Here is a 26,529-nt window from a genome sequence, read left to right on the forward strand (position 1 = left end):
CGGGGTCTCACCCGTCCGATCCTCGCCGCAGTCTAGGGGTGCGCGCCGTGGGGTGCTCTCAGGCGTGGGCCAGCCTCGACTCGATGAGCTCGGTCGAGGCCGCCACGAACCGCGCCGTGGCAGCGCCCGGAGCGGTGTCGCCGAAGTAGTGCTCCACGACCGCGGCACGGGCCTCGTCCGGTTGCCCGACGGCCGCGTCGAGCACCGCGACGATGCCCCCGGCGTCGGCGGCGGGGACGAGCGGGACGCTCGTGTTGAGGCGCGTCGGCTCCACCTCGGCGCTCGGCGAGCTCGGCCGCGTCAGCACGAGCGGCTTGCCGGTGGCGAGCCAGTCGAGGGCCACGGCCGACACGTCGGTGATGCACGCGTCGAGCGCGGTGAGGTGCCAGCCGAAGGCGGTGCGGGTGTCGACGAGGTGGTGCGCGGTCGGGTCGGCGGCGTTGGCCTGCTCGACGAGCGCCGCGAGCCGGGCGGACGCCGCGCCGTAGGAGCGCTGGAACGCGCCGGAGCGCGGGTGGGGCCGGTAGACGACGCGGAAACGCGGGTCGGCGAGCAGCGCGGTGAGCATGGCTTCGCCGTGGGTCGCGATCGACCCGTAGGCCATGCTCGGGCGGTCCCCCTCCCACGTCGGGGCGTAGAGCACGGTGGTGCGGCCGTCGGCCGGCAGGTGCGGCGCGGGGTAGGTCGTGTCGTTCTGGGGGCGGCCGATCTCGACGGCGCGCGCCGCGACGTCGAAGTCGACGAGGGCGCCGGTGAGCCGCTCGGCGGCCGCCCGGCCCGCGATGAAGACGCGGTCGTAGGCCTTGAGCTGGTTGCTCGCCATGTACGACTTGTCGCTCTCGCCGTGGCTGACGAAGACGTGCGCCGGCGTCGCGAAGCGCAGCATCTGGAAGTTGCGGACGTTCTGGTTGACGTAGAGGACGAGACCGATCTCGTGGTGGGCCATGAACGACTCGATCTCGGTGACCCGCGGCGCGTGCAGCACCGGCAGCGGGCACTCCTCGAGCAGCATGAGGGTCGTCTCGGGCATCCGCGAGATGACGACGACCGGCTGGGTCCTGGCCAGCTCCTGCAGCGGCGCGTACCACTGGCGGATCTGGTAGAGGTTGACCGGCTCGTCGGAGAAGTAGACGGCGACGCGGAACGGGGCGTCCGCGCCCGGCGCCAGGCCCTCGCGGGTCAGGCGGGTGGCGAGGCGGCGCTTGGCCACCTGTCGCTTGAGGGCGTCCCGGGCGAGGGCGGCCGCCTCCTTGGCGTTGTCCATCACGGTGTCGGTGTCCTTCGTGGCAGGGGCGGGCTCAGCGCGTCAGGCGTCGCGGGCTCGTCAGGAACCCTATGCCCCACGCCCAGTGCATCGTCGCGAGCACGACGGGCAGGGTGGCGCGGGTGCGGGCGGACTCGCCGCCGGAGATGGCCAGGCCCCCCGCCGTGACGCCGGCGACGTAGGCGGCGGGGACGACCCAGGCCGGGGCCCAGAAGAAGCCGAGGACGGTCGCCGCGGTGGTGACGCCGACCATCGTCGGCGGCGCGAGGTAGCGCGGGTTGATCGTGCCCTCGTGGTGGCGGGCGACGACGCGCCGCCAGCGTCCGTAGTGGAAGTACTGCTTGGCGAGCGCCGACACCGACGCGCGGGGCCGGTAGGTGACCTTGAGCTCGGGGGTGAACCACACGCGACCACCCGTCTCGCGGATCCGGTGGTTCATCTCCCAGTCCTGGGCGCGGGAGAAGTGCGGGTCGTAGCCCCCGACGCGCTCGAGGGCCGCCCGCCGGAAGACGCCGAGGTAGACGGTGTCGGCCTCGCCGGCCTCCCCGCCGGTGTGGAAGCGGGAGGCTCCGACGCCGAGCGGGCTGCGCATCGCGCACGCGACGGCGCGCTCGAAGTCGGTGGTGCCGCGGGCGTCCATGATGCCGCCGACGTTGTCGGCGTCGACCCGCTGCAGCTCGGCGACGGCGCGGGAGACGTAGTCGTCGGGGATCTCGGCGTGCCCGTCGACGCGCACGATGACCTCGCCGCTCGACGCCCCGATCGCGGCGTTGAGGCCGTCGGGGGTGCGTCCGCTCGGGTTGCGCACGAGGCGCACCCGGGGGTCCTCGGCGGCGAGCGCGTCGGCGACCTCGTCGGTGCGGTCGGTCGAGGGGCCGAGGGCGAGGACGACCTCGATCGGACCGGTGTAGTCCTGGGTCAGGATCATGGCGACCGCGTCGCGCAGGTGCCGCTCCTCGTTGAGCAGCGGCATGATGACGCTGACCGGCGGGGTCAGCTGCGTCGACGCGTCCACGCTGGCGGGTCCTGTCCTCTGGTCGTCCGGCCGGGAGGTCGTCCCGGCGCCCGTGCTGCGCCCGCGTCCCCCGTCGCGAGCGGCGACCAGACTACTGGAGGGTCACCGGGGCCCTCGACCGCGGTGACGGCGTGTGCGTCACCCATGCCCGAGGCGGGGCGCCGCCCTCGCGAGGTGAGGCGGCGCCCGCCACCTCGGGCCCCCGGTGACGTGCCGCAGCGCCGCGGACACGAAGCACGCTGCTCGACCTCGCGTCCAGGGGTGACGCGGGCCGCGGCCACGGCCCGGGGTGCCCCCGGCGCTGCACGACCCACGATAGAGCGTGGTCGCGAGATCATCAAGCAGTTCGACCATCACGTCACTTGCCGGTCCACCTGGTCGATGATCGAGCCGTCCCTCGCTAGGTTGGTCCCATGACGTCGACCCGAACGCGGGACCGCGCCGCGGCCACCGCCGCGGCCACCGCCGCGCTCCGCGAGCTGATCCTCGCCGGCGAGCACTACCGTCTCGCCGCCGCGGCCCACCTCGACCTCACCGTCAACGAGAGCCGCGCCGTCAGCTACCTGCTGGCCCGGGGCTCGCTCGGCCAGACCGAGCTGGCCCAGGCGCTGGGGCTTACGACGAGCTCGACGACGACCCTCGTCGACCGGCTCGAGCGACGCGGCCTCATCGAGCGGGTCCCGGACCAGGCCGACCGGCGGCGCAGCACCGTGCGCATCCCCGAGTCGGGCCTGCAGCAGGTCGGGCACGTACGCGACTGGATGCCGCACACCTTCGACGCCCTCGACCCCTCGACCCTCCCCGAGGTGACCGAGGTGCTCACGACCATCGCCGACGCGCTGCGCAGCGTCGCCGCCGAGATCCACGCCACCGAGCCGAGCACGCGGGGCACGCGCCGGCGGCACTGACGGCCGCGACGCGTCAGGCCGGCACACGCGTCAGGTCGGCTGACGCGTCCGGCTCAGCGGACGCGTCCGGCGACCCACCCGCTCGTCCAGATCCGGACCAGCTCGACGCGCTTTCCCGGCTTGGGGGCGTGCCACACCCTGCCCGAGCCGGCGTAGATGCCGACGTGGTAGGCCCGGCCCGAGCGCATGAAGAAGATGAGGTCCCCGGGGCGCACGCTCGAGCGCGCGACGCGGACCGTGTCGAGCCGCTGGGCGTTCGCGGTCCGGGGCAGGTCCTGGGCCAGGCGCGCGTCGTACACGTAGTGCACGAGCCCCGAGCAGTCGAAGGCCGAGGGTCCGGCGGCGCCCCAGCGGTAGGGCTTGCCCTTCTGCGCGGCGGCAACCCGCACGGCGCGGGTGCCGAGGGGGACGGCCACCGTCGAGGCCAGCTCGAGCCGGACGTCGACGCGGTCGCGGTCCTGGGCGGCGTCGGCGGCGCTGGCCCACGTGGCCGTGTCGGCAGCCCCGGACGTCGTCCCGGCGTGGCGCGCGGTCGAGGCCGACGGGCCGGCGACGGCGCCGACGGCAGCGACCGCGAGGAGCGGGGCGAGCAGCAGCCCGGCACCCGGGCGGAGGCCACGGAGACGGGGCCGACGGAGCCGACGGGGCCGATGGGGCCGGCGCGCAGGGACGTGCGTGATGGCAGGCATGGCGAGTTCCCTTCCCACGCCTGCGAGGTGAGCTGTCGGGTTCGGGCGGAAGATGCCCGGCCGCGCATGGCGGCTTCACCCCAAGTCCGGCCAAGGGGCCGGACGCGAGTGGGTCCCCCGTTCCTGTCCGGTGAGGTATGAAGGCGCGCCGCCGGCGGACAGGACTCGGCGAACCGGGGCGCCGCCCCGACGTCGTGCCGAGGCGTCATGTCACCCGGTCCGGGATCCTGGGCCCCGCGTCGTGGCGGGCCTGCCGGCCGGGTTCCGGACCAGCGTAGGTCGGGGTGTCCGCCCTGTCCGCGTTTCGGCGGAATGCGTCAGCGAGGCGGGGTGACGCGTCCGACGAGCCAGCGCAGCTCGCTGCGGTGCTGCAGGCCGAGCTTGGACAGCACCGAGGCCATGTGCGTCTTGACCGTGGCGGGCCCGATCCCGAGGGCCCGCGCGACCCCCGCGTTGCCCGGGTCGCCCTCCGGCGAGGTGACGAGCTCGACGACCGCCCGCTCGCGCGGCGACAGCCCCTCGAGGGGGTCGATCGCCTCGGCGGCGGAGCGGTCGCCGGCGTCGGGGTCGCTGCCGGCCTGGTGCCCGAGGCGGGTCACGAGGGAGGCCTGCACCTGGAAGCACCGGCGCGCCAGGGCGGCGAGGCGGTCCTGGACGGCCGGGTCGGAGGGGTCCTGCACGAGCAGGTGCCGGACCCCTTCGACCTCGGCGGCCATCTCGGTCAGGGCGGTCGCCGTCTGGTTGACGCTCATGAGGACGCCCGCACGGCCGGAGTCCTGGAGCTCGGGGTAGACGAGGGGCAGGTTGAGGCGGCGTCCCGGCCGAGCCGCGAGCACGCGGTCCAGGACGAGCCCGGCCAGCCACTCCAGAGCTGTGACGACCTCGTCGCCCAGCGACCCCGGCGTGTCCGAGAGCGCCCCCAGCACCCCGACGACGCCGTCCTCGCCGAGCATCGGCACCACGACGGCGTCGGCGGACAGCTCGTCGTCACCGAAGCGCATGCCGCGGTTGAGCAGGGCGCCGTCGTCGTCGCGGTACCGGTAGGGCCGCTGCGAGGCGAGGACCCAGGCCACCACCCCGCCGGGACCGTACGTCAGGGTCCCGGTCTCCTCGTAGGAGCCGTTGCTGAACATGTACGGGTAGGAGATGCGCCGGTCCCGCGGCTGCAGGAGCCCCACGTAGAAGTCGTCGACCGGCGCCAGCGAGCACGCCGCCACCCGGCACGCGTCGTAGACGGTGAACACGTCGCCGCGCCCGGCCTCGCGGATCATCTGGTCCGCGTGGCGCAGCGCGCGGACCGCGGCATCGGACAGCGCCATGACCGCTCCTCCCCCTGGGCCGGGCGACCCGCGGGCGGCCGGCGACCGATCGTCGTCGTGGGCCGCCACGCTAGCGGGCGGACGGGAGCGCCGTGACCGGTTCGGGTGCATATGGGTCCGCCCCGGGACGACCTCCGGCTCACCCGGCGGCGGATCCCGCTCGTCCGCGTCGGAGGGCATCCTGTCCGGGGCCGGTCGCGGACGGCCGGTCGACCGTACGGCTCCAGGGGTCCGTGCGGGCAACCGGCCGGTCCGCGCCGGTGGGGAGGGGACCCTGCGAGGTCAGGGCGCAGGTCGCCCGGTCCCCGGCTGACGTGGAGGGACGTCGGGGACCGGGCCGGCAGCGTCCGCGGGGCTGGACCCGGTGGGCGCTCAGCCCTTGAGCAGCTGGCGCGCCATGACGATGCGCTGGACCTGGTTGGTGCCCTCGTAGATCTGGGTGATCTTGGCGTCGCGCATCATCCGCTCGAGCGGGAAGTCGCGCGTGTAGCCGGCGCCGCCGAGCAGCTGGACGGCGTCCGTCGTCACCTTCATCGCGACGTCGGAGGCGTAGCACTTGGCGGCCGCGCCGAAGAAGGAGAGGTCCTTGTCGCCGCGCTCGCTCTTGGCGGCCGCGACGTAGACCATCTGGCGGGCGGCCTCGAGCTCCATCGCCATGTCGGCGAGCATGAACTGGATGCCCTGGAAGTCGGCGATGTGCTTGCCGAACTGCTTGCGCTCCTTGACGTAGGCCAGGGCCTGGTCGAGGGCGCCCTGGGCGATGCCGACGGCCTGCGCGCCGATGGTGACGCGCGTGTGGTCGAGGGTGCGCAGCGCGATCTTGAGGCCGTCGCCGACCTGCCCGACGACGCGGTCGCCGGGGATCCGGACGTTGTCGAAGTGCAGCTCGCGCGTCGGGCTGCCCTTGATGCCGAGCTTGCGCTCCTTCTCCCCGAAGGTGAAGCCCTCGTCGGACTTCTCGACGACGAACGCCGTGACGTTGCCGCCGCGCGGGCCGTCGGGGTCGGTGACGGCAAGCACCGTGTAGTACTCGGAGACACCGGCGTTGGTGATCCACGACTTCTGTCCGGACAGGACCCAGCCGTCGCCGTCCTGCCGCGCGCGGCACTTCATCGACGCGGTGTCGGAGCCGGCCTCGCGCTCGGACAGCCCGTAGGAGAAGGTCGTCCGGCCCTGTGCGAGCGGCGGGAGGTAGCGCTGCTTGACGTCGTCGCTGCCGTCGAGGATGAGCGGCAGGGAGCCGAGCTTGTTGACGGCCGGGATGAGCGAGGCCGACGCGTCGACGCGGGCGACCTCCTCGATGACGATGCACGTGGCGAGCGCGTCGGCGCCCATGCCGTCGTACTCCTCGGGCACGTGGGGGGCGAAGAAGTCGGACGCGACGAGGGCGTCGTGCGCCTCCTGCGGGTAGCGCGCCTCCTCGTCGACCGCGGCGGCGTACGGGGCGATCTTGTCCTCGGCGATCGCCCGGATCGCCTCCCGGAGGGCCTCGTGGTCCTCGCTGGTCCGGAACAGGTCGAAGTCGGCATTCGTGCTCACGGCGCAGATCCTACTCGCGGGTTCGGTTTAGTAGGACGTCCTAGTGATCGACGACACGGCGGCGCGGCGCCCGGTGCTCCGCCCCCGTCCCCGAGGCGTGCATCTGCGACATTCCACCCCACGCGCCGCGAGGCCGCCCTACGCTCGCGACTCGTGACACCGAACAGGGGAAGAAGGGTCGTCGCGTCGGCACTGACCGCTGCCGTCGCCGCAGCGTCGCTGGCCTCGTGCACGAGCGGGTCGCCGTCACCGGACGCTGCGCGCACAGCCGGACCGGTCATGACGCCGGTGCAGCCGAGCCCACGGGCCTCGGCGCCTGACACGGACGCCGCAGCGCCACCGACGTCAACCGGCACCACGGCCACCAGCGCCACCACGCCCACCACCGACGCGGTGGCTCGCTGGTCGCTGGCACAGGCCGGCCTCAAGGCTGCGCACGGCGCCCGGTACACCGTCGTCGGGAGCGTCGACGTCGGCGGCAACCGGGTCACCTACACCCGTCACTTCACCGTTGACGCCGATGCCCACCGGCTCGCGGTGCGGGCCACCCTGCGCGGCAACGCCCGCGCCGGGGACCTCGACCTCGTCGTCACCCCGCAGGGTGCCTTCGCCAGGATCTCCGGCGGCTCCGGCTCGTGGCGCCGCGCGTCGGACGTAGACCTGGCCCGCGCGGGCGTCGGCCGCGCTGCGGAGGAGATCAGTGCCCTGCCCGTGCCACTCACGACGTTCGTCGCCGCGAGCGACGTGGGCTTCGGCGAGATCTCGGGCAACGTCGACGCCAAGGAGGGACTGCGGGCCCTCGGCCTCGGGACCTTGGTGGCCGACGGGCAGGAGCTCAGCACGGAGCTGTCCGGGGAGCTCTACACGACCGTGAGCCTGGACGGCGCGGGCAACGTCGAGAAGGCACGGATCACCGGTCGGGACAGCACGGGGTGGGGGATGACGACGGTCTACGGCGGGTCGAAGGAGCTCCCGGAACAGCAGCTCCAGGCGCTGTTCTCCCTCATCGACGTCAGCATCACGATCCAGTCGGTGGACCGGCCCGTCGCCATCACGGTGCCGAGGCCGTCCGAGATCCGGGGCTAGCGCGCCGGGCACCGCCACAACTGCGCCACGGCGCACTTTCCGCGCCGGTACGACGTCGGAACACCGCCACAACTGCGCCACGGCGCACTTCTCGTCGGTCCGGGGCGCGTCCACGATGAGGACACGCGCTCCCGCCTCGCGGACACGCGTCCGTACACTCGCCGGCAGGTCATGAGTGTCAGCGTCAAGCCCCGGCTCGCTGACCGGCAACCCTCCCACCGCGGCGGGGTGCCCCGGGTGAGGACCTGGCCCGCCGCCACCCGGCGCGCGGGCAAGCGCGGAGAGATCCTCTCCCGCACCGACCCGTCGGTGCGCCGGACCCGTCCCCTCGGGCACCCCGGTCACCGACCGAGGACAACGAGGAGAACGACCCATGACCGAGCCGAAGTGGTCCTTCGAGACCCAGCAGATCCACGCCGGGCAGTCCGCCGACAGCGCCACCGGGGCACGCGCCCTGCCGATCTACCAGACGACCAGCTACGTCTTCAACGACACCGACCACGCGGCGAACCTGTTCGGGCTCAAGGAGTTCGGCAACATCTACACCCGCCTCATGAACCCGACGACCGACGTCGTCGAGCAGCGCATCGCCGCGCTCGAGGGCGGTGTCGGCGCGCTGCTCGTCGCGTCCGGCCAGGCCGCCGAGACCCTCGCCGTGCTCAACATCGCCGAGGCGGGCGACCACGTCGTCGTCTCCCCCAGCCTCTACGGTGGCACGTTCAACCTCTTCAAGCACACCCTGCCGAAGTTCGGCATCGAGGTCGGCTTCGTCGAGGACCCGACCTCGATCGACTCGTGGCGCGCGGCGATCCGCCCGAACACCAAGCTGCTCTTCGGCGAGACCATCGCCAACCCGAAGAGCGAGATCCTCGACATCGAGGCGGTCGCGGCCCTCGCCCACGAGCACGGCGTGCCGCTCGTCGTCGACAACACGGTCGCGACGCCCTACCTCATCCGGCCGATCGAGTGGGGCGCCGACGTCGTCGTCCACTCGGCGACGAAGTACCTCGGCGGCCACGGCACGTCGATCGCCGGCGTCATCGTCGACGCGGGCCGGTTCGACTTCGGCGCGGACCCGGAGAAGTTCCCCAACTACAACACGCCCGAGGAGAGCTACCACGGGCTCGTCTTCGCACGGGACCTCGGCGTCGGCAGCCCGCTCGGCGCCAACCTCGCCTTCATCCTCAAGGCGCGGGTGCAGCTGCTGCGCGACCTCGGCCCGGCGGCCTCGCCGTTCAACGCGTTCCTCATCGCCCAGGGCCTCGAGACCCTGTCGCTGCGCATCGAGCGCCACGTCGAGAACGCCCACAAGGTCGCCGCGTACCTCCAGGGCCACGACCAGGTCGAGCGCGTCGTGTGGGCGTCGTTGCCGGACAGCCCGTTCCACGCCCTCGCCGAGAAGTACACGCCCCGTGGCGCCGGAGCGGTGCTGTCGTTCGAGATCGTCGGCGGGCTCGAGGCGGGCAAGAAGTTCGTCGAGGCGCTCTCGCTGCACAGCCACGTCGCCAACATCGGCGACGTCCGCTCGCTCGTCATCCACCCGGCGTCGACGACGCACTCCCAGGGCCCCGACGCGGACCGCCTGGCCGCCGGCGTGACGCCGGGCCTCGTGCGCCTGTCCGTCGGCATCGAGCACGTCGACGACATCCTCGCCGACCTCGAGCAGGGGTTCGCGGCCGCCAAGGCCTGAGCCGGGCCAAAGCCCGGGGGTGGCGGGTCGGCGGGGCTGACACCATGTCGCCATGCCGATCCGCTACCCCGCTCCCCTCCGCCCCGGCGACCGGATCGGCGTCACGTCGCCGAGCTCGGGCGTCCCGGACGCCCTCTGGGGCCGGTTCTCCCACGCGGTGCAGTGCCTCCGGGACCGCGGCTTCGACGTCGTCGTGGGCGAGCTCAACCAGGCGCCGAGCCACGTGAGCGGACCGCGCGAGGCCCGCGCCGCCGAGCTCATGTCGATGCTGCTCGACCCGATGATCAGGGCGGTCGTCCCGCCGTGGGGCGGGGAGACCGGCATCGACCTGCTCGACCTGCTCGACCTCGAGGCCGTCGCGGCCGCCGAGCCGACGTGGTGCGTCGGCTTCTCCGACACCTCGACGTGGCTGACGCCGCTCACCCTCACGACGGGCCTGGCGACGATCCACGGCCAGAACCTCATGGACACCCCATACGTGCTGCCGGACGGCATCCGGCACTGGGTCGACGTCGCTGCGGCATCCGCCGGCGACGAGCTGGTGCAGCGCTCCCCCGGACGGTTCCGCTCCGGCGGCTGGGACGACTACGCCGGAAACCCGACCGTCTCGCGGATGACCCTCGAGGGCCGCGGCACGTGGACCCGCATCGACCCCGGGCACGAGGGCGATGCAGCGAGCTTCTCCGGGCGCCTCGTCGGCGGCTGCGTCGAGACGATCGGCTTCCTCGCCGGCGGCAGCCTCGGCGACGCCAACGCCTTCGCGGCACGGCACGCCCCGGACGGGCTCGTCGTGCTGCTCGACATCGCCGAGTGGGCCTCGTACGACATCTGCCGCGCGCTGCACGCGATGCGCCTGCGCGGCTTCTTCGACGCGGCCAACGGCGTCCTCGTGTCACGTACCAACGCGCCGGAGCCGAACGGGTTCACCCAGCACGACGCCGTCCGAGACGCCCTCGGCATGCTCGGCCTGCCGATCGTGGCCGACGTCGAGTGCGGCCACGTCGCCCCGTTCCTCGCCCTCGTGCAGGGCGCCACGACGAGCATCGTCCACGACCCGACGTCGGGGACGCACACGGTCACGCAGCGCCTGGAATGACGCCGCGCGGGTTTAGCACAGGTTGGTGCAATTAGCACCCTGAGCCGGGTCCACGGTGTTAGTTTCCTTCACGTTGCCTGACGGCCGGGGAGGGTCGTCGGACGCGTCACATGTCGCTGCGCGCACTCGAGCGACGCCACAGGGAGCTCACTTTCACATGCCACGCCTCGCCGACCACCTGCCACACAACCTCAAGGTCCGACTGCTGAGGCGGGTCCCCCGGGCGTGGTGGCTCCGCGTCCGCCCGCTCGTGCACGGCACGACCGACGTCCAGCGGCGGTACCGGGACCGACGGGCCACCCGCGCCCTCGCCTCCGTGCCGCACCGCCTGCGCGGCGGCGCTGTCACGGTGTCCAACGGCGAGGAGAACTGGCTCGCCCACCCGACCACGACCTTCTCGTCCGTGCGGGTCCTCGCCGACAACCTCGCGCTCGTCGCGGACGCCCTCGAGACCCACGGCGTCGAGCACGTCGTGCTCGAGTCGGAGACCAACCGCCGGCGCCTCGTCGTCGTACCGTCCGACGCCGCCCACGACGCCCGCGTCGCCCTCGAGAGCGAGCTGGCCCCGAGCGGCGCGTACGCGGCCCCGGTCTCGGGCGGCCGCGTCGTGCGCCCCCGGATCATCGGGCACCGGGCCATCCCCGGGGCCGCGTCGCACCTGCGGGTGTTCCGCGCGCTCTGCACGCCCGACCGCCAGTTCCTCAGCGGCAGCGACCTGGGCTGCGACGTGCAGTTCTGGGAGGAGACGAGCCAGGACGGCCCGCTCGCGCTCGGCAGCCAGCCCGTGCCGGCCGGCACGTGGGTCGCGCCCCGCCGCAACCACTGGATCGACGTCGTCGAGCCGGAGAACCAGGCGGTCGCGCTGCGCGAGGTGGACGGTCGCACCCGCCCGACGCTGGCCCGGGTCAGCCACCCGACCCTGGACTCCGTGCGCACGCCCATCGACGTCGTCTACACGTGGGTCGACGGCTCGGACCCCACCTGGGAGGAGCGGTACGCCCGGACCCTCCGGGAGGTCAAGGGAGCCGGCGCCGTCAACCGCCTCGCCACGAACTCCTCGCGCTTCCTGTCCCGGGACGAGCTGCGCTACTCGCTGCGGTCCCTCGAGATGTACGCCGGGTGGGTCAACCACGTCTACGTCGTGACCGACGCCCAGGTGCCGTCCTGGCTCGACGCGAGCCACCCCAAGATCACCGTGGTCGACCACCGCGACATCTTCACCGACCACGACAGCCTCCCGACCTTCAACTCCCACGCCATCGAGTCGCAGCTGCACCACATCGACGGGCTGTCCGAGCACTTCCTCTACCTCAACGACGACGTCTTCTTCGGGCGGTCGGTGGAGCCGAGCCGCTTCGTGCGCAGCAACGGCCTGACGAACTTCTTCCCGTCCACGGCCAAGATCAACCTCGGCGGCCCGGCCCCCGAGGACTGGCCGGTGATGGCCGCCGGCAAGCGCAACCGCGACCTCGTCCTGTCGGCCTTCGGGCACCAGGTCACGAACAAGATGAAGCACGTCCCCCACGCGATGCGCCGCTCCGTGCTCGAGGAGATCGAGCAGACCTTCGCGGAGGACCACGGCCGCACCTCGCGGGCGCAGTTCAGGAGCGACTCCGACATCGCCATCCCGTCGTCGCTGGCGCACTACTACGGCTACTTCACCGGCCGTGCGGTGCCGGGGTCGATCGCCTACTTCTACGCCGACATCGCCCGCCCGGACACGCCCGCCCGCCTCGAGGGCCTGCTGCGCAAGCGCAACTTCGACGTCTTCTGCCTCAACGACCACGACTCCACGGGGATCGACCCCGGCACCCAGGCACGGATGATCCGCACCTTCCTGCAGCAGTACTTCCCGCTGCCCTCCTCGTTCGAGCGCGCGCCGCACGGTGACGAGGCATGAGCGTCCCGGACGCCGCGAACGACCTCACCGTCATCGTCCCGATCTACGACGTCGAGAGCTACCTGCCCGAGTGCCTCGCCTCGATCGAGGCGCAGGAGGACTTCGCCGAGCTCGAGGTGGTCCTCGTCGACGACGGCAGCACGGACGCGTCGGGCGACATCGCGGAGCGGTTCGCGCAGCTGCACGGGAACGTGCGACTCATCCAGCAGCCGAACGCCGGCCTCGGCGCCGCGCGCAACGCGGGCCTCGACGCGTCGACGCGGACGTTCGTCGCCTTCTGCGACTCCGACGACGTCCTCCCGCCGGGCGCCACGGCGGCGCTGCGCGCCCTGGTCGCCGACGACGTCGACGTCGTCGTCGGCAACATGCAGACGTTCCCGCAGGCCACGACCTGGCCCTGGCAGGCGGAGCTGAGGGCGGAGCCCCGGCACGTCGACAGCTTGGCCGAGGCCCCGGCGCTGGTGCACAGCGCGAGCGCCTGCAACAAGGTCTTCCGTCGCAGCCACCTGCAGGCGCACGGGCTGCGGTTCGGCGAGGGGGTGCACTTCGAGGACGTCTACGTCACCCTCCCGGCGCTGCTGTGGTCCCGGGGTACCGTCCTGACGCGGACGGTGGTCTACCGCTACCGCAAGCGCGAGGTCAGCGGCTCGATCATGGACTCGCTCTTCTCGAACCCGCAGAACTTCGAGGACCACCTGCTCGTCGAGGAGATGCTGGCGCGCCTGCTGCCCGCCCTCGACGACGGCAGCGCGGCCGCGCTCCGGTCCTTCATGGTCCGCAGCTTCCAGGGCTTCCTCCTGCGGGCACCCGACATGCTCGAGGGGCCGGCGCTGCGCGACTTCTTCGACCGGGCGGTGTCGGTCTACCGCGACTTCCCGACCGACGCCGTCACCGGGGCGGCGCTCAACGCCCGGCACCGCATCCCGTACGGCGCCGTCATGAAGCAGGACTACGAGCTGTTCTCCCGGCGCGCGGCGCACGCCACGCAGGTGCGCGCCCAGGACGGGCGGCTCGTGCTGGACCGCTACGAGGACCTCGATGAGGTCATGGGTCTCGACACCGTCCACGCCTGGCTGGAGTCGGTGACCGTGCGCCACGGCAAGGAGCTCGTGGTGACCGGGCGGCTCAACGTGCCGGGCCTCGACCTCAGCGCCACCTCCACCCTCGAGCTCGGGCTGCGCGTCCGTGGCAGCGGCGTCACCGTCCCGGCACGCGTCGTCGAGCGCGCCGACGTCGCGGCGCGCGCCCCCGAGCTGCGCCACAGCGGGTTCGAGGCCGTCGTGCCACTCGCCCGTCTCAAGGAGGGCCAGCACCACGTCCGCCTCGTCTTCTACACGCCCACCGGCCAGGCCTCGACCCGCACCAAGCCGAGCCAGGGCTACCTGCGCTCGGCGCGCCACCACCGCCGGGCCGGGCTGAGCATCGTCCCGCGCGTCGACCGCTGGGACAACTGCCAGCTGTCCGTGCGCCGGGCCGGCACCCTCGCCGAGCGCCGCCGCCTGAGCCGGAGCCTGCTGCGCGAGGACCTCGCGGCCTTCCGCGCCCGGGCCCCGTTCGGCGCGGAGCGGCTGCGACGCGCCCTGTCGCGACCGTTCATGCGGCACAAGGAGATCTGGCTGCTCGGCGAGCGGCGCGACACGACCCAGGACAACTCCGTGGCGTTGTTCCGCTACGTCCGCCGGCACCACCCGCAGTTGCCGGTCTACTACGTGCTCGACCGCGACGCGCCGGGCTTCGCCGAGCTGTCGCGGCTCGGCAACGTCGTGGCGCACAGCAGCCGACGGCACCGCTGGCTCATGCTGCACGCGTCGGTCCTCGTCAACTCCTACGACATCGACGCCTACATGCTCCCGGACGGCTGGTCGCGCGAGCAGTACCAGCGCCACCTGGCCTGGCGCGTCGGCAGCCGGCGGGTCTTCCTTCAGCACGGCGTCATCTACAACGACGTGTCCCACGCCTTGCACCGGGGCATCACCGGGTTCGACCTCTTCTGCACCTCCTCCGAGGCCGAGGCCGACTTCGTCCGCGAGCGGATGGACTACACCCACCAGGTGGTGACCACGGGCTTGGCCCGGTTCGACACCCTGGTGCCGGCCGAGCGGGACCGGCCCCGGGTGCTGTTCATGCCGACGTGGCGCAGCTACCTCGTCAGCCCGTCCTACGCCCGGTCACGCGCGGCCCGAGAGGCCCTGGCCGACTCCGCCTACATCACGTTCCTCCGGGCCTTCCTCGCCTCGCCCGAGCTCCAGTCCGAGCTCGAGCGGCACGACGCGACGCTGGAGTTCCTGCCCCACTACGAGGTGGCCCCCCACGTCAGGGACCTCATCGAGGCCCAGCCGAGGTACGTGTTCGGCGATCCCCGTTCCCGGGACGTCCAGACGGCGATCCGCGAGTGCTCGGTGTTCGTGACCGACTGGTCCTCGACGTTCTTCGACGCCGCGTACCTCGGCACGCCCACGGTGCTGTGCCCGTTCGACCGCGACGACTTCTACGCCCGCCACTACCGCCCCGGCTACTTCGACCCGGCTGACCACGGATTCGGGCCCGCGGCCGTCGAGGCCGAGGATGCCGTGGCGGCGGTCGTCGGGTACCTGCGCTCGGGTGGGGCGGTGGAGCAGACCTACGCCGACCGGGCCGACGCCTTCTTCACCCACCGCGACCGCGGAAACGCCGAGCGGATCGTCGAGGCCATCACCGGCCTGCGCTGAGCCTGTGCTGAGCTGCGCTCAGCCGACGACCTCGTCGACGAAGCACCACCGCCACGTCTCCCCCGGCTCGATCGAGCGCATGACCGGGTGCTGCGTCTCGTGGAAGTGCGCCGTGGCGTGCTTGAACTCCGAGGAGTCGCAACAGCCGACGTGTCCGCACTGCAGGCACAGGCGCAGGTGCACCCACGTCGTGCCGTCGCGCAGGCACTCCTCGCAGCCCTCGGGCGTGCGTGGCTCGGCGCACGCGTCGGTGTCCTCCAGGTGCTCGCACGGGGCCTCGATGGTCTCCACGGGCAACATCTCGCTCTCTGCCAGTCGTTCCTGCTGGTCGTCGATCCGGTCGAGCATCGTCTCCTCGAGGTCGAGCGCGCCGAGCACGACGCGCAGGACCGCCTGGTCGGCGCGCCCCTCGTCGCGCAGGCGCAGCACCTCGTCGCGCTCGGCCTGCAGCATCGCCATCCGGGCGCGCACGTACCGCTCGCTCGGCGTCTCGTCCACGTCGACGCCGCGCGGGCCGAGGCGCTCCCACATCTGGTTGAGCCGGTCGTCGGCGCGGTCGCGCAGCGTCGAGCGGGTCGCCTCGTCGACGTCGGGCATGGCCTCGAGCGCGTCGAGCCCGGCCCGCGTGGCGGCCTGGAGCACCGTCGCGGCCTGGAGGGCGTCCTCGCGCGGGTCCGGGCCGCGCACCCCGAGCCGGCGCGCGAGCCCGGGCAGCGTCGTGCCCTGGATGAGCAGCGTCCCGACGGTGACGACGACCGCGACGAGGACGAGCACCTCCCGGTGCGGCGTCTGTGGAGGCAGCAGCAGGGCCGCCGCGAGCGTCACGACGCCGCGCATGCCCGCCCACGACAGCACCGCCGTGTGCGACCAGGGCGACGGCGCCTCGAGCCGGAGCAGGGTGGCCTTGGCCCACCGGAACGGGAAGATCCACATCGGGCGGGCGAGCAGGACGACGAGGAGCGTCCCGAACGCCGCCCACGCGATGGTCCCCCACGAGAGTGCCGAGTCGCGCACCTTCTCGACGACGTAGAACACCTGCAGGCCGATGAGCAGGAACACCGTGTTCTCGAGGAGGAACTGGATCGAGCCCCAGTTGATCCGCTCGGCCAGGCGGGAGGCGCCGGTCTGCGACCGGGGCGACCGGTGCCCGAGGACCAGCCCGGCGGTGACCACGGCGATGACGCCCGACGCGTGCAGCTCCTCCGCGGGCACGTAGGCGGCGAAGGGCACCATGAACGAGAGCACCGTGTCGAAGGCGGGCTCGGTCGAGAACCACCTGCGCAGCCACACGACGACGAGCGACACGGCGGACCCGATCGCGGCACCGCCCACCGACGCCCAGACGAACTGCCCGACGACACCGCCGAAGGTGACGGTGCGGGTGGCCCCACCCGTGGCGAGCCCGGCCGCGGCGAGCGCGGTGCTCAGCGCGACGAGGGCGGTGGCGTCGTTGACGAGGGACTCGCCCTCGAGGATCGTCACGAGGCGGCGGGGCAGCCCGATCTGCCGCCCCACCGCGGTGGCGGCCACCGCGTCGGGCGGCGCGACGACGGCACCGATCGCGAAGGCCACCGCGAACTCGAGGCCGAGCACCTGGTCGAGGAAGAGCGCCACGAGGAGCGCGGTGAACAGCACGAGCCCCACCGACAGCGACAGGATCGTGCCCTTGTACGTGCGCACGTCGATGAGGGAGGTCTGGATGGCGGCGGCGTAGAGCAGCGGCGGCAGGATGCCGAGGAGGACGACCTCAGGCGTCAGCGCGACCTCCGGCACGAAGGGCAGGAACGAGCCGACGATGCCGACGAGGATGAGGACGAGGGGGGCGGGCAGGCGCAGCCGGTCGGCCAGCCACGCCCCGCCGAGGACGGTCGCGGCGATCGCCAGCAACCCGGTCGCGATCTCCACCGGGCCATCCTGCCAACAACCCGGCCCCAGCGGGACTCCCGACCGACGCGTGGTCTCCGGGGCCCCGCCGCAGCCGCCTCAGGAGAAGAAGGAGCGGACCGCCTCGATGACCCGTTGCTGGTCGGCGTCGGTCAGCTCGGTCGCGCACGGCAGGGAGACGCCGCGGGCGAAGAGGCCGTCGCCGACACCGCCGCCGAGCACGGGTGCCGACGCGAAGGGCGGCTGCGCGTGCAGTGGACGCCAGAGCGCACGGGCCCCGACGCCGCGGGCGTGCAGGTGCTCGAGCAGCTCGTCGCGGCCGCGGCCGTCGCCCTCGGGCATCAGCACCGAGTAGAGCCAGTACGTCGCGTCCATGCCCTCGACCCGCGGCGGCAGGACGAGCGACAGGTCGGCGAAGGCGTCGTCGTACCGGGCCGCGATGCGGTGCTTGGCGGCGACGAAGTCGTCGAGTCGCTCGAGCTGGGCCAGGCCCAGGCCGGCGGCGAGGTTGGTGAGCCGGTAGTTGTAGCCGACCTCGTCGTGCAGGTAGCCGACGTCGGGCACCTTCGCCTGGGTCGTCAGGTGGCGGGCCCGCGCGGCGAGCTCGTCGTCGTCGGTGACGAGCATCCCTCCGCCGCCGGTGGTCGCGATCTTGTTGCCGTTGAAGGAGAAGCAGCCGACGCGGCCGACCGTCCCGGTGTGCCGACCGGCGTACCGGCCGCCCGACCACGTGGCACCGAGCGACTCGGCGGCGTCCTCGAGGATCGCCACGCCGTGCCGCTCGCAGGCGTCGACGAGCGGCTCCATGTCGGCGGGCTGGCCGAGCACGTGGACCACCTCGACGACCTTCGGCAGCGGGCGGCCCTCGGCCGCGCGGCGATCGAGCTCGCCGGCGAGCAGCGCGGGGTCGAGGTTCCAGGTGCGGGTCTCGGAGTCGACGAGGACCGGCCGGGCACCGAGGTAGGCGATGGGGTTGACCGACCCGACGAACGTGAAGTCGGAGCAGAACACCTCGTCGTCGCGCTCGACGCCGAGCAGGAGCAGCCCGATGTGGATCGCGGCCGTGCCCGTCGAGCACGCCACGGCGTGCCTGGCCCCGACGCGCTCGGCGAAGCGGCGCTCGAACTCCGAGACGAAGGGACCGACCGACGAGACGAAACCGGACTCGACGGCCTCGAGGACGTACCGACGCTCGAGCTCGCCGATGTTCGGCACGGCGAGCGGGATCGTGCCCTCGGGACCGCGGGCGCCGGGTGCGTGCGCCTCGCCCGCCGGCGGCGTCGGGGCGGCGCCGTTCACCGGTGGTACCGCGCGGCCGTCTCGAGGTCGACGCGCGGGCGCAGCCACTCGGCCGTGGCCGCGAGGCCCTCCTCGAGCGACACGGTCGGGGCCCAGCCGAGCACCGCGTTGGCGCGCGAGGGGTCGGACAGCAGGATCTGCACCTCGGAGTTCTCCGGGCGGATCCGGTCGCTCTCGGTGACGACCTCGGCGTCGTTGTCGGTGACCTTCTTGCACAGCTCGACGACCTCGCCGACCGACACGGTGCGCCCGGTGCCGAGCTGGATCGTGGCGCCCGGCTCGACGTCGGCCAGGGCCGCGCGCACGAACCCGTCGGCGGTGTCGCTGACAAAGGTGAAGTCGCGCTTGGGGCTCAGGTCGCCGAGGCGCAGCTCGGACGCGCCGGCGAGCAGCTGCGACAGGACGGTCGGGATGACGGCGCGCGTCGACTGCCGCGGGCCGAAGGTGTTGAAGGGGCGCAGCGTCATCACCGGCGTGCCGAACGACAGGGCGTAGGACTCGCACATCTTGTCGGCCGAGATCTTCGTGGCCGAGTACGGCGACTGACCGCGCAGCGGGTGCTCCTCGGTGATCGGCACCGACTCCGGCGTGCCGTACACCTCGGAGGTCGAGGTGTTGACCATCCGCGGCACGCCCTGGCGTCGGACCGCCTCGAGCACGTTGAGCGTGCCGATGACGTTGGTCTCGACGTACGAGCGGGGCGCCACGTAGGAGAACGGGATCGCGATGAGCGCGGCGAGGTGCAGCACGACGTCGACGCCCTCGGCGCTGGCCATGACGTGCTCGGGGTCGCGGATGTCGCCGAGCACGACCTCGGCCCGGCCGTCGCGGACGGCCTGCTTGAACGCGTCGGACTCCTCGAGCCAGCCGGTCGACCCGTTCGAGTTGTAGAGGCAGAAGGCGCGCACCTTCGCGCCGTCGGCGACGAGCCGCTCGACGACGTTGCTGCCGATGAAGCCGTCGGAGCCGGTCACGAGCACGGTCTTGCCGGCGATCGAGTCGCTCATCGGCTTCGGCGTGAGGTCCGTCGTCAGTTCCGTCGTCAGTTCCGGCGTCAGTTCCGTTGTCACAGTTGCCTTCTCGTCAGGTGTCATCGTTCTCGTACGGAGGTCGGGAGGGGCCGTCGGGTCACGCCTGGCCCTGCGCGCGGGCGAGGTCGCCGGGCGTGCCGACGTCGATCCACTCGGACTGGATCGGCCAGGCCGCCACCGGCTCGTCGCGCTCGAGGCAGGTCTCGACGAGCTCGGGCATGGTGCTCGCGCGGCCGACGGGCAGCCAGGCGAGCGCGCGCGGCTCGACGGCGTAGACGGCGGCGTTGATGTCGAAGCTGAGGGTCGGCTTCTCCGACAGCGCCGTGACTCGTCCGCCCTCGCTCTCGACGACGCCGAAGGGCACCTCGTGCTGGTAGGTGCGGGTCGCGACGGTGACCGCCGCGCCGCTGCGCTCGTGCGCCTCGAGCAGCTGGGCGGCGTCGTAGTCGACCATGAGGTCGCCGTTCATGACGACGACCGGGTGGTCGAGGTCGGGGCGCTGCTCGCGCAGCAGCGTCAGCGAGCCGGCCGTGCCGAGCGGCAGCTCGGGGTCCTCGCGCAGGTAGCGGACGGTGCAGCCGAGCCGCGAGCCGTCGCCGAGGTGCTCCTCGATCTGGTCGGCCAGGTAGTTGACGCTGACGTAGATGTCGCGGATGCCGTCGCCGACGAGGCCGAGCACGATCCACTCGATGATCGAGCGCCCGGCCACCGTCATGAGCGGCTTGGGGGTGTCGCGGGTCAGGTCGCCGAGGCGGGTGCCGCGGCCACCGGCCATGACGACGGCGACGTTCGGCAGCGGCGCCGACCCGACGACGTCGGAGAGGGTGTGCAGCCCGACAAGCGTGCCGTCCCGCTCGACCTCGGGCACGGCGGAGATCCGCAGGGCTTGCATGAGGTCGAGGACGAGCGCGCGTGGCGAGCCGGCCGCGACGGTGTGCGGGCTCGTCGTGGCGTGGGCGAGGGCCGGGTCCTCGAGGCTCGTGCCCGACAGGAAGGCGCGGCGCAGGTCGCCGTCGGTGAGCAGGCCCGCGAGGCGCCCGGCGTCGTCGACGAGGAGGCACACGAGCGTCGCGCTGCGGTCGACGACCTCGAGGGCGTCGCGGATCGTCGCCGTCGTCGGCGCGCTCGCGGCGCGCAGGTCACGGGCGGTCACCGGTCCTCCTCGCCCATCGGGCTCGCTGGTGCGGCTCCGCCGGTGACGGGCAGGTCGACGAAGCGCTTGACGCGCGGGCCGCTGCCCGCTCCCCGAACGATAGCGAGGACGCGGCCGCTGGCATCACCGGCTCCGTACGGGTTGGTCGTCGCGCGGGCCCGCTCGCGGGCCTCGGGGGTCAGCGCCGCCCGGACGGCGGCCTCGACCGGTGCGCGTCCCTCGTCGGCGTGAGCGACGTTGGCCCCGCGCAGGCGGCCGCGCTGGCGCTCCCCCACGTCGACGGCCGGCACGTGGACGCTCGCCGCCTCGATGACGCCCGAGCTGGAGTTGCCGACGACGACGTCGGCCGAGGCGAGGACGCGCGGGTAGTCGCGCCCGAGGGCCTCGACGACGCGCAGCCGCGGCTCGCGCGCCGCGACCTCCTCGAGCGCGGCGATGATCGCCTCGCGCCCCTCGTCCATGCCCGGGTGGGTGGCCACGACCGTGCCGGCGGCGGCGAGGGTCGCCTCGACCGCCTCCCTCGCCCAGTCGCCGACCGGCGCGCCGGGCTGGGCCGTCGGCGGGTGGTAGGTGAAGAGCGCGAACGGACGCTCGATGCGCTCGACCCCGACGACGCCGGCCAGGGCCGTGTCGTCGAGCGGTTCGGCGGCGGCGAGCCGGTCGAGCCCCGGCGCGCCCGTGACGTGCACCCGGTCGGCGGGCTCGCCCATCTGGCGCAGGCGCACCGCCGACTCCTCGGAGGCGACGCAGTGCTGGTCGGCGAGCTTGGTCACGGCGTGCCGGATGCGTTCGTCGACGGCTCCCTCGGTGACCTCGCCGCCGTGCAGGTGCACGACCGGCACGCCGAGCAGGAACGCCGGCGGCACGACGTAGAGCAGCTCCCAGCGGTCGCCGAGCGCGACGAGCGCCTCTGCTCCGACGCGTCGGAGCACCTCCCCGGCAGCCCGGGCGATGACGGCGCCCTGCTCGAGCTGGGTGGCCACGGTGACGGAGGTCATCGGCTGGGCGAGCGGCACGACGCGCTCGCCCCACGCCTCGCGCGACAGCGCCGGCGGCAGCGCTGCGGCGAGGTCGTCGGCGGCGTACATGACGCCGGTCAGCACCAGCAGGTCGACGTCGTCGGCCGTCGCCAGCGCCTCGAGCACCGGCGACAGCGGGCCGAGGTCGGCTCGCGTGCCGACGAACACGGCGACGGTCGTGCGGTGCCCGCCGTCGGCGTCCGGAGCCGTCACCTCAGGCCTCGAGGTCGGCGTCGGTGAGCGGGGCGCCGGCCGTGACGCCGCGGGCCAGGACGCGTCCGCGCACCTCGACCGCCGGGCTGACGCCGCCCTCGGGGCGCAGCAGCCGCAGGTCGGCGCCCGTCAGGACGTGCCCTGCGGGCAGGTCGGCGGCCACGTGCCAGGACCGGCGCACGAGCGTCGCGTTCTCCTCCTCCGACGGCTGGCGCACCTTGACGCCGTCGCCGAGGGCGCGGGCCAGGGCCTTGGTCTCGCGGACGTACTCGGTGAGGGCGTCCGGCTCGAGGCTCGCCAGGTGGTCGGGGCCGGGCAGCGTGCGGTCGGCCGTGAAGTGCTTCTCCAGGACCGGGGCGCCGAGCGCGACGGCGCCGAGGGCAGTCGTGAGCCCCGGCGTGTGGTCGGACCAGCCGACGGGCACGCCGTGCCGTGCGGCGAGGGCGGGGATGACGCGCAGGTTGCACTCGTCGACGGGCGCCGGGTAGGCCGAGACGCAGTGGAAGAGCACGAGGCCCGGCGCCTCGGCGCAGGCCTCGACGGCGTCGGCCACCTCGGCCTCGGTGCCCATGCCGGTCGACACGAGCAGCGTGACCCCGAGCCGCGAGAGCTCGCGCAGGTAGGGCAGGTTCGTCAGCTCGCCCGAGCTGACCTTGAGGGCGGTGAGCCCGAGGCCGACGAGCATCTCGGCGCTGTCGAGGTCGAACGGCGTCGAGAGGAAGGTCGTGCCGGCCTCGCGGGCGTGGTCGCGCAGCTCCGCCCACACCGACTCGGGCAGCGTCAGCGCCTCGAGGAGGCTGCGCTGGTCGGTGCTGCCGCCGCGGTCGCGCTGGTAGGGCGTCGTCGCCGCGGCGGAGGACACGAGCTTGTCGGGCGAGAAGGTCTGGAACTTCACCGCGTCGGCGCCGGAGGCCGCGGCGACGTCGACGAGGCGGTGCGCGAGCTCGGCGTCGCCGTTGTGGTTGACGCCCGCCTCGGCGATGACGTGCACCTGTCCGGGAGTGGGCACCGTCGTGCCGGCGAGGTCGACGGCACGGACGCGGGGCGGGGTCCCGGGCAGCTGGTCGGTGGCAGGGGTGGTCACAGGCGGCCTCCGGGGTCGGTGGTCGGACGGGGCTCGCGGGCGGGCGCGCCGACGACGGTGACGCCGTCGGGCACGTCGGTGGTCACGACCGCGCCGGCGCCCACGGTGGCCCCGGACCCGACGCGGACCCCCGGCAGGACGCGCGCGCCGCTGCCGACGAGCGTGCCGGCCCCGACCGTCGCGGCCCCGAGGAGCACGGCGCCGGGCGCGATGTGGGCGCCCTCCCCGACGCTGCAGTCGTGCTCCACGACGGCCGCGGTGTTGACGACGACGGCCGTGCCGAGAACGGCGGCGGGCCCGACGTGGGCGTGCTCGAGCACGACGACGCCGGCGCCCAGGTGGGCGTGCGGAGCGACGGTCGCGGTGGCCGCGACGACCGGCGGGGCGGCGAGGTCGCGCTCGGCGATCTCGCGCAGCAGCCGCAGCCGGGCCGGGTTGCTGCCGATCGCCACGGCGACCTCGAGGCCGTCGGCCTCGGCGCGGTCGAGCGCGTCGACGTCGGTCTCGAGCGCCTCGACGTGCCAGTCGCGCCCGCCGGCGTCGCCCGCGACGGCCACGACGCGGTGACCGGCGCGCTCGAGGACGTCGACGACCGAGCGGGCGTGGCCGCCGGCGCCGAGGACGACCCAGGCCGCCACGTCAGACCGCCTTCGGTGCGTGATCGGCGGGCACGTGGCCGAGCGCGGTGGCCGCCTCGGCCAGCGCGCCGCCGACCTTGCGGATGTTGTCGGGCTCGAGGACGGCCGGCACGCGCGGCGGGTCGAGCACGAGGCCCTCCCACGAGTTGCGGACGTACTCGTGGGCGAACCACGCGTCGATGTCCTTCTCGTCGGCGCGCAGCGACTCCCAGCCCCGGTCGGCGACGAACTGCGTCAGGTCGTCCGGGCTCGCGAGCGTCGCGACGTTGCCCAGGGCGCTCCACGGCATCCGGGCACCCGACACGACGGGTAGCCCGAGCAGGCCGGCCTCAAGGCCGACGGTGCCGGTGGCGGTCGTCGTGAAGACGGCCCGCTTCATGAGGTCGCGGGAGTCGGCGAACGGGTCGATCGTCGCGATGTTCGGGTGGGCGTCGAACTGCGGCCAGTAGTCGGGGTCGCGACGCCACATGAAGTGCGCGTGCTCCTTGACCGCGACGCCGATGCCGAGCGGCGCGAGGGCGTCGGCGAGGACGCGTGCCGTGTAGGCCTGGTCGCGCCACTCCTGGCCCATCACGTCGGCGCTCGACTCGGGCTGCACCTGCAGCGGCAGGAAGACGAACCGCTCGGGCACCGGGTCCCACTGCCGCGAGCGGTACTCGCGCAGGTTGAGCCGGGCCTTGACCGGGTTGAGCCACGGCAGCCGGGCGTAGTCGCTCGGGCGCGGCAGCTGGAGGTTGGCGCCGCGGTCGACGGCGAACTCCTTGACGCGGTCGGTGGCGAGGCGCCAGATCTCGCCGCCCGTCTCGACCTTGAGGTTGCGGGCGTAGCCCATCGGCCGGCCGTGCTCCGTGCGCCAGTCGGCGATGAACCGCTCGCCCGCCGCCACGGCCGAGGGGTCCTCGACCTGCCGCTCCCACAGGGTGATCCCCTTGGGCGCGCCGATGAGGCCGAACCGGTCGGAGGGCAGCCGGATGCCGCGCGGCCAGGTGGCCAGGCCCCCGTGGTGGGTGACGAGCCCGGCCGTGAGCAGCTCGGAGGTCACGGTGAACTCGACGAGCGCGAGCATCGGGCCGCGGTCGGCGATGACGGCCTCGAGCTCCTCGGCGGCGAGGTTGAGGAAGTTCATCGCGGTGTCGACGCGGTTGCGCCGCAGGGCCCGCTCGGACACGAGCAGGTCGAGCGGGTCGAGGCCGATGCCGGCGCAGGCGCGCTTGAGCGCGGCGTGCGGGGCCAGGCCGCTGACGACGTTGGCCTTGCGGGCCTGCGCGTACGGCAGGCGGACGGTCGTGGCGCGGGGCGCATGACGACGCACCCACGCGAGGTTGGCGTCGGTGCGCACGACGAGGACGAGGTCCTTGGTCTCGAAGCCGGCGTGGACGAGCGCCGGCACGAGGAGGTCGTCGTAGCCCAGTCCCATGTGGACGAGGGGTGTCACCACGAAAGCGTCTCTCCTGGAAGGTCGGGGTCGGGAGGAGGTCGGGGGCGCCTCCCGGCGGCGCCCCATCCTATCCGCGCAGGCTCCGCACGACGCCGGGCGCGAGGGCGAGGGCGGCGCCGGCGACCGCCACCGCGAGGCCGGCACGCAGCCACAGGCCCACGCCCTCGGCCGGCAGGAACGCCCCGACGAGCGCGAGCACCACCGAGACCACCGCCACGAGCACGAGCCGGCCCGGCCAGCGCAGCGGCGAGTGCCGCACCGCCGACCACGTCGTCGCCGCCATGAGGACGACGTAGGCCAGCGCCTTGGCCACCGCGACACCGACGAGCCCGAGTCCGGTCGCCGACGTCAGCAGCCAGGCCGTGCCGGCGAGGACGGCGAGCGCGACGAGCGCCGCCCAGGCCAGGTGCCCGGTGCGCTCGATGTCGAGGACCGCGAGCGAGGACCCCTGGTAGACCATGTACGACACCGCCACCGTCGACACGACGCCGAGCGCCGCGACGATGGCGGCGCGGTCGAACGAGGCGTCGGCCATGACCGCCACGAGCCACGGGCCGAGCAGCGCGACGCCGGCGGCCCCCGCCCCGACGACCGTCGTCAGCGCCGTGCCGGTTCGGGCCGTCCACGCCCACCGGTCGGCGAGCGGTCGTGACAGCACGAGCGGGCCCCACGCGTTGAAGAGCGCGACCGCGAGGACGAAGGGCATGTTCCCGAGCTGGAGCGCCACCTGGTACTCCCCGGCGGCCGCCGTGCCGACGAGCCACCCGGCGAGCAGGACGTCGCCGGACAGCAGCCCGAGCATCGCGACCGCCTGCGGCAGCAGCGGCGCCGCGAGCCGGATGCCCGACCGGACGCGCTCGCGCTCGGCCGTGGGCGGGAGCGGCCGGCCGAGGACCAGGGCGAGGACAGCCGCCAGGACGACGACCGACGCGTAGGCCGTGAGGTACGTGGCCGCGCTGCGGTCGGCGCGCGCGGCGAGGACGCCGGTGAGCTGCGCGCCGACGGTCGCGACGACCGCGAGCGCGAGAAAACCCCACGGCTGCAGGCGAGCCCGCATCAGCGTCTGTCCCGAGACGACGGTCGTGAGCGCCACGGAGGCGACGACGAGCGGCAGCCACTGGGACAGGTCGGCGTGCCCGGCGGCTGACAGGACGAGCGCGACCGCGAGGCCGAGGACCCCGAGCGCGACAGCGAGCAGCACCATCGTGCCGGCGAGGGCACGCGCCACCCGCGGGCCCTCGGCGCCCCGGTGGTGCTCGCGGAGGATCACCTGCGGCAGGCCGGCCGCGGCGATGGTGCCGACCATCTGCACGACGACGAGGCCGGTGGCGACGCGGCCGAACTGCGTCGCGCCGAGCACGCGCGTCGCGAAGGGCAGCACGAGCAGCACGCCGAGCCCCTGCAGCGCCGTGCCGACGAGGTAGACGACGGAGTGGGCCCCGAGGGAACCGGGCGAGCCGGACGCGCCCGGGCCACCGGGCGCCGGCGGCTCGGTGTCGGTCACCGGGGACTCGCGCTCGTCTGCCACGATGGTGAACCTACTAGGGGCGAAGGAG

Annotated in this window: 20 protein-coding genes and 2 riboswitches; of the genes, 6 read left to right on the forward strand and 14 right to left on the reverse strand. The window is 73.6% G+C overall.

Annotated features, from left to right (window positions below; all coding sequences use genetic code 11):
* Positions 1–58 precede the first annotated feature (58 nt).
* Both BIV28_RS03660 and BIV28_RS03665 read right to left on the reverse strand, forming a co-directional pair.
* The gene (locus tag BIV28_RS03660) at positions 59–1,264 is read right to left on the reverse strand and encodes a CDP-glycerol glycerophosphotransferase family protein (RefSeq protein WP_076259316.1); all 1,206 of its coding nucleotides are present in this window, start codon (positions 1,262–1,264) and stop codon (positions 59–61) included.
* 34 nt (positions 1,265–1,298) lie between these two features.
* Positions 1,299–2,279: a glycosyltransferase family 2 protein gene (locus BIV28_RS03665; RefSeq protein ID WP_076259317.1), complete on the reverse strand. Its 981-nt coding sequence runs from the start codon at positions 2,277–2,279 to the stop codon at positions 1,299–1,301.
* Positions 2,280–2,692: 413 nt separating this feature from the next.
* Between BIV28_RS03665 and BIV28_RS03670 the strand changes: the two genes are divergently transcribed.
* On the forward strand, positions 2,693–3,187 hold the full coding sequence (locus tag BIV28_RS03670) for a MarR family winged helix-turn-helix transcriptional regulator (protein WP_076259319.1): 495 nt from the start codon (positions 2,693–2,695) through the stop codon (positions 3,185–3,187).
* A gap of 53 nt (positions 3,188–3,240) precedes the next feature.
* Here the strand turns inward: BIV28_RS03670 and BIV28_RS03675 are convergent, their stop codons facing one another.
* The 3 genes from BIV28_RS03675 to BIV28_RS03685 all read right to left on the reverse strand — a co-directional run bounded on the left by BIV28_RS03675 (position 3,241) and on the right by BIV28_RS03685 (position 6,734).
* Positions 3,241–3,876 (reverse strand): C40 family peptidase, encoded by a 636-nt coding sequence (locus tag BIV28_RS03675; RefSeq protein WP_083706996.1) that lies wholly within the window; start codon positions 3,874–3,876, stop codon positions 3,241–3,243.
* Positions 3,877–3,879: 3 nt separating this feature from the next.
* Positions 3,880–4,019: riboswitch (cyclic di-AMP (ydaO/yuaA leader) on the reverse strand.
* 174 nt (positions 4,020–4,193) lie between these two features.
* Positions 4,194–5,195 carry a LuxR C-terminal-related transcriptional regulator gene (locus tag BIV28_RS03680; RefSeq protein WP_076259321.1) on the reverse strand — a complete coding sequence of 334 codons (1,002 nt, stop codon included), beginning with the start codon at positions 5,193–5,195 and terminating at the stop codon, positions 4,194–4,196.
* A gap of 372 nt (positions 5,196–5,567) precedes the next feature.
* The gene (locus BIV28_RS03685) at positions 5,568–6,734 is read right to left on the reverse strand and encodes an acyl-CoA dehydrogenase family protein (RefSeq protein WP_076259322.1); all 1,167 of its coding nucleotides are present in this window, start codon (positions 6,732–6,734) and stop codon (positions 5,568–5,570) included.
* A 393-nt stretch (positions 6,735–7,127) separates the two neighbouring features.
* On the opposite strand from BIV28_RS03685, the gene BIV28_RS03690 reads away from it, so the two are divergent.
* The 5 genes from BIV28_RS03690 to BIV28_RS03710 all read left to right on the forward strand — a co-directional run bounded on the left by BIV28_RS03690 (position 7,128) and on the right by BIV28_RS03710 (position 15,214).
* A complete protein-coding gene (locus BIV28_RS03690) occupies positions 7,128–7,820 on the forward strand; it encodes a hypothetical protein (protein ID WP_207555735.1) in 693 nt (230 codons plus the stop codon).
* Positions 7,821–7,987: 167 nt separating this feature from the next.
* Positions 7,988–8,104: riboswitch (SAM riboswitch) on the forward strand.
* An 89-nt stretch (positions 8,105–8,193) separates the two neighbouring features.
* Positions 8,194–9,510, forward strand: a complete 1,317-nt coding sequence (locus BIV28_RS03695) for a bifunctional o-acetylhomoserine/o-acetylserine sulfhydrylase (RefSeq protein ID WP_076259325.1) — start codon at positions 8,194–8,196, stop codon at positions 9,508–9,510.
* A 52-nt stretch (positions 9,511–9,562) separates the two neighbouring features.
* Positions 9,563–10,606: an LD-carboxypeptidase gene (locus BIV28_RS03700; protein WP_076259327.1), complete on the forward strand. Its 1,044-nt coding sequence runs from the start codon at positions 9,563–9,565 to the stop codon at positions 10,604–10,606.
* Positions 10,607–10,763: 157 nt separating this feature from the next.
* Complete coding sequence (locus tag BIV28_RS03705) at positions 10,764–12,506, forward strand: stealth family protein (RefSeq protein WP_076259329.1); 1,743 nt, start codon at positions 10,764–10,766, stop codon at positions 12,504–12,506.
* Positions 12,503–15,214 carry a bifunctional glycosyltransferase/CDP-glycerol:glycerophosphate glycerophosphotransferase gene (locus BIV28_RS03710; protein ID WP_076259330.1) on the forward strand — a complete coding sequence of 904 codons (2,712 nt, stop codon included), beginning with the start codon at positions 12,503–12,505 and terminating at the stop codon, positions 15,212–15,214. Before BIV28_RS03705 ends, BIV28_RS03710 begins: the two co-directional genes overlap by 4 nt.
* A gap of 18 nt (positions 15,215–15,232) precedes the next feature.
* Here the strand turns inward: BIV28_RS03710 and BIV28_RS03715 are convergent, their stop codons facing one another.
* The 9 genes from BIV28_RS03715 to BIV28_RS03755 form a co-directional block, all read right to left on the reverse strand.
* Positions 15,233–17,119: a Na+/H+ antiporter gene (locus BIV28_RS03715; RefSeq protein ID WP_076259332.1), complete on the reverse strand. Its 1,887-nt coding sequence runs from the start codon at positions 17,117–17,119 to the stop codon at positions 15,233–15,235.
* A gap of 78 nt (positions 17,120–17,197) precedes the next feature.
* The gene (locus BIV28_RS03720; protein ID WP_083706997.1) at positions 17,198–18,397 is read right to left on the reverse strand and encodes a DegT/DnrJ/EryC1/StrS family aminotransferase; all 1,200 of its coding nucleotides are present in this window, start codon (positions 18,395–18,397) and stop codon (positions 17,198–17,200) included.
* Complete coding sequence (locus BIV28_RS03725; RefSeq protein WP_076259333.1) at positions 18,394–19,404, reverse strand: SDR family NAD(P)-dependent oxidoreductase; 1,011 nt, start codon at positions 19,402–19,404, stop codon at positions 18,394–18,396. Before BIV28_RS03725 ends, BIV28_RS03720 begins: the two co-directional genes overlap by 4 nt.
* A 121-nt stretch (positions 19,405–19,525) precedes the next feature.
* Positions 19,526–20,581: a nucleotidyltransferase family protein gene (locus BIV28_RS03730; protein WP_076259335.1), complete on the reverse strand. Its 1,056-nt coding sequence runs from the start codon at positions 20,579–20,581 to the stop codon at positions 19,526–19,528.
* Positions 20,578–21,813 carry a UDP-N-acetylglucosamine 2-epimerase gene (neuC, locus tag BIV28_RS03735; protein WP_076259337.1) on the reverse strand — a complete coding sequence of 412 codons (1,236 nt, stop codon included), beginning with the start codon at positions 21,811–21,813 and terminating at the stop codon, positions 20,578–20,580. Before neuC ends, BIV28_RS03730 begins: the two co-directional genes overlap by 4 nt.
* A 1-nt stretch (position 21,814) precedes the next feature.
* Positions 21,815–22,897, reverse strand: a complete 1,083-nt coding sequence (locus tag BIV28_RS03740; RefSeq protein WP_242652745.1) for an N-acetylneuraminate synthase family protein — start codon at positions 22,895–22,897, stop codon at positions 21,815–21,817.
* Positions 22,894–23,535, reverse strand: a complete 642-nt coding sequence (locus tag BIV28_RS03745) for a NeuD/PglB/VioB family sugar acetyltransferase (RefSeq protein ID WP_076259338.1) — start codon at positions 23,533–23,535, stop codon at positions 22,894–22,896. The genes BIV28_RS03740 and BIV28_RS03745 overlap by 4 nt, the downstream gene beginning before the upstream one ends.
* Position 23,536: 1 nt before the next feature.
* Complete coding sequence (locus BIV28_RS03750; RefSeq protein WP_242652746.1) at positions 23,537–24,970, reverse strand: hypothetical protein; 1,434 nt, start codon at positions 24,968–24,970, stop codon at positions 23,537–23,539.
* Positions 24,971–25,040: 70 nt separating this feature from the next.
* A complete protein-coding gene (locus BIV28_RS03755) occupies positions 25,041–26,501 on the reverse strand; it encodes a lipopolysaccharide biosynthesis protein (protein WP_242652747.1) in 1,461 nt (486 codons plus the stop codon).
* Positions 26,502–26,529: the final 28 nt, after the last annotated feature.

This window comes from Intrasporangium flavum, assembly GCF_001956915.1.
GTDB classification, from domain to species: domain Bacteria; phylum Actinomycetota; class Actinomycetes; order Actinomycetales; family Dermatophilaceae; genus Monashia; species Monashia flava.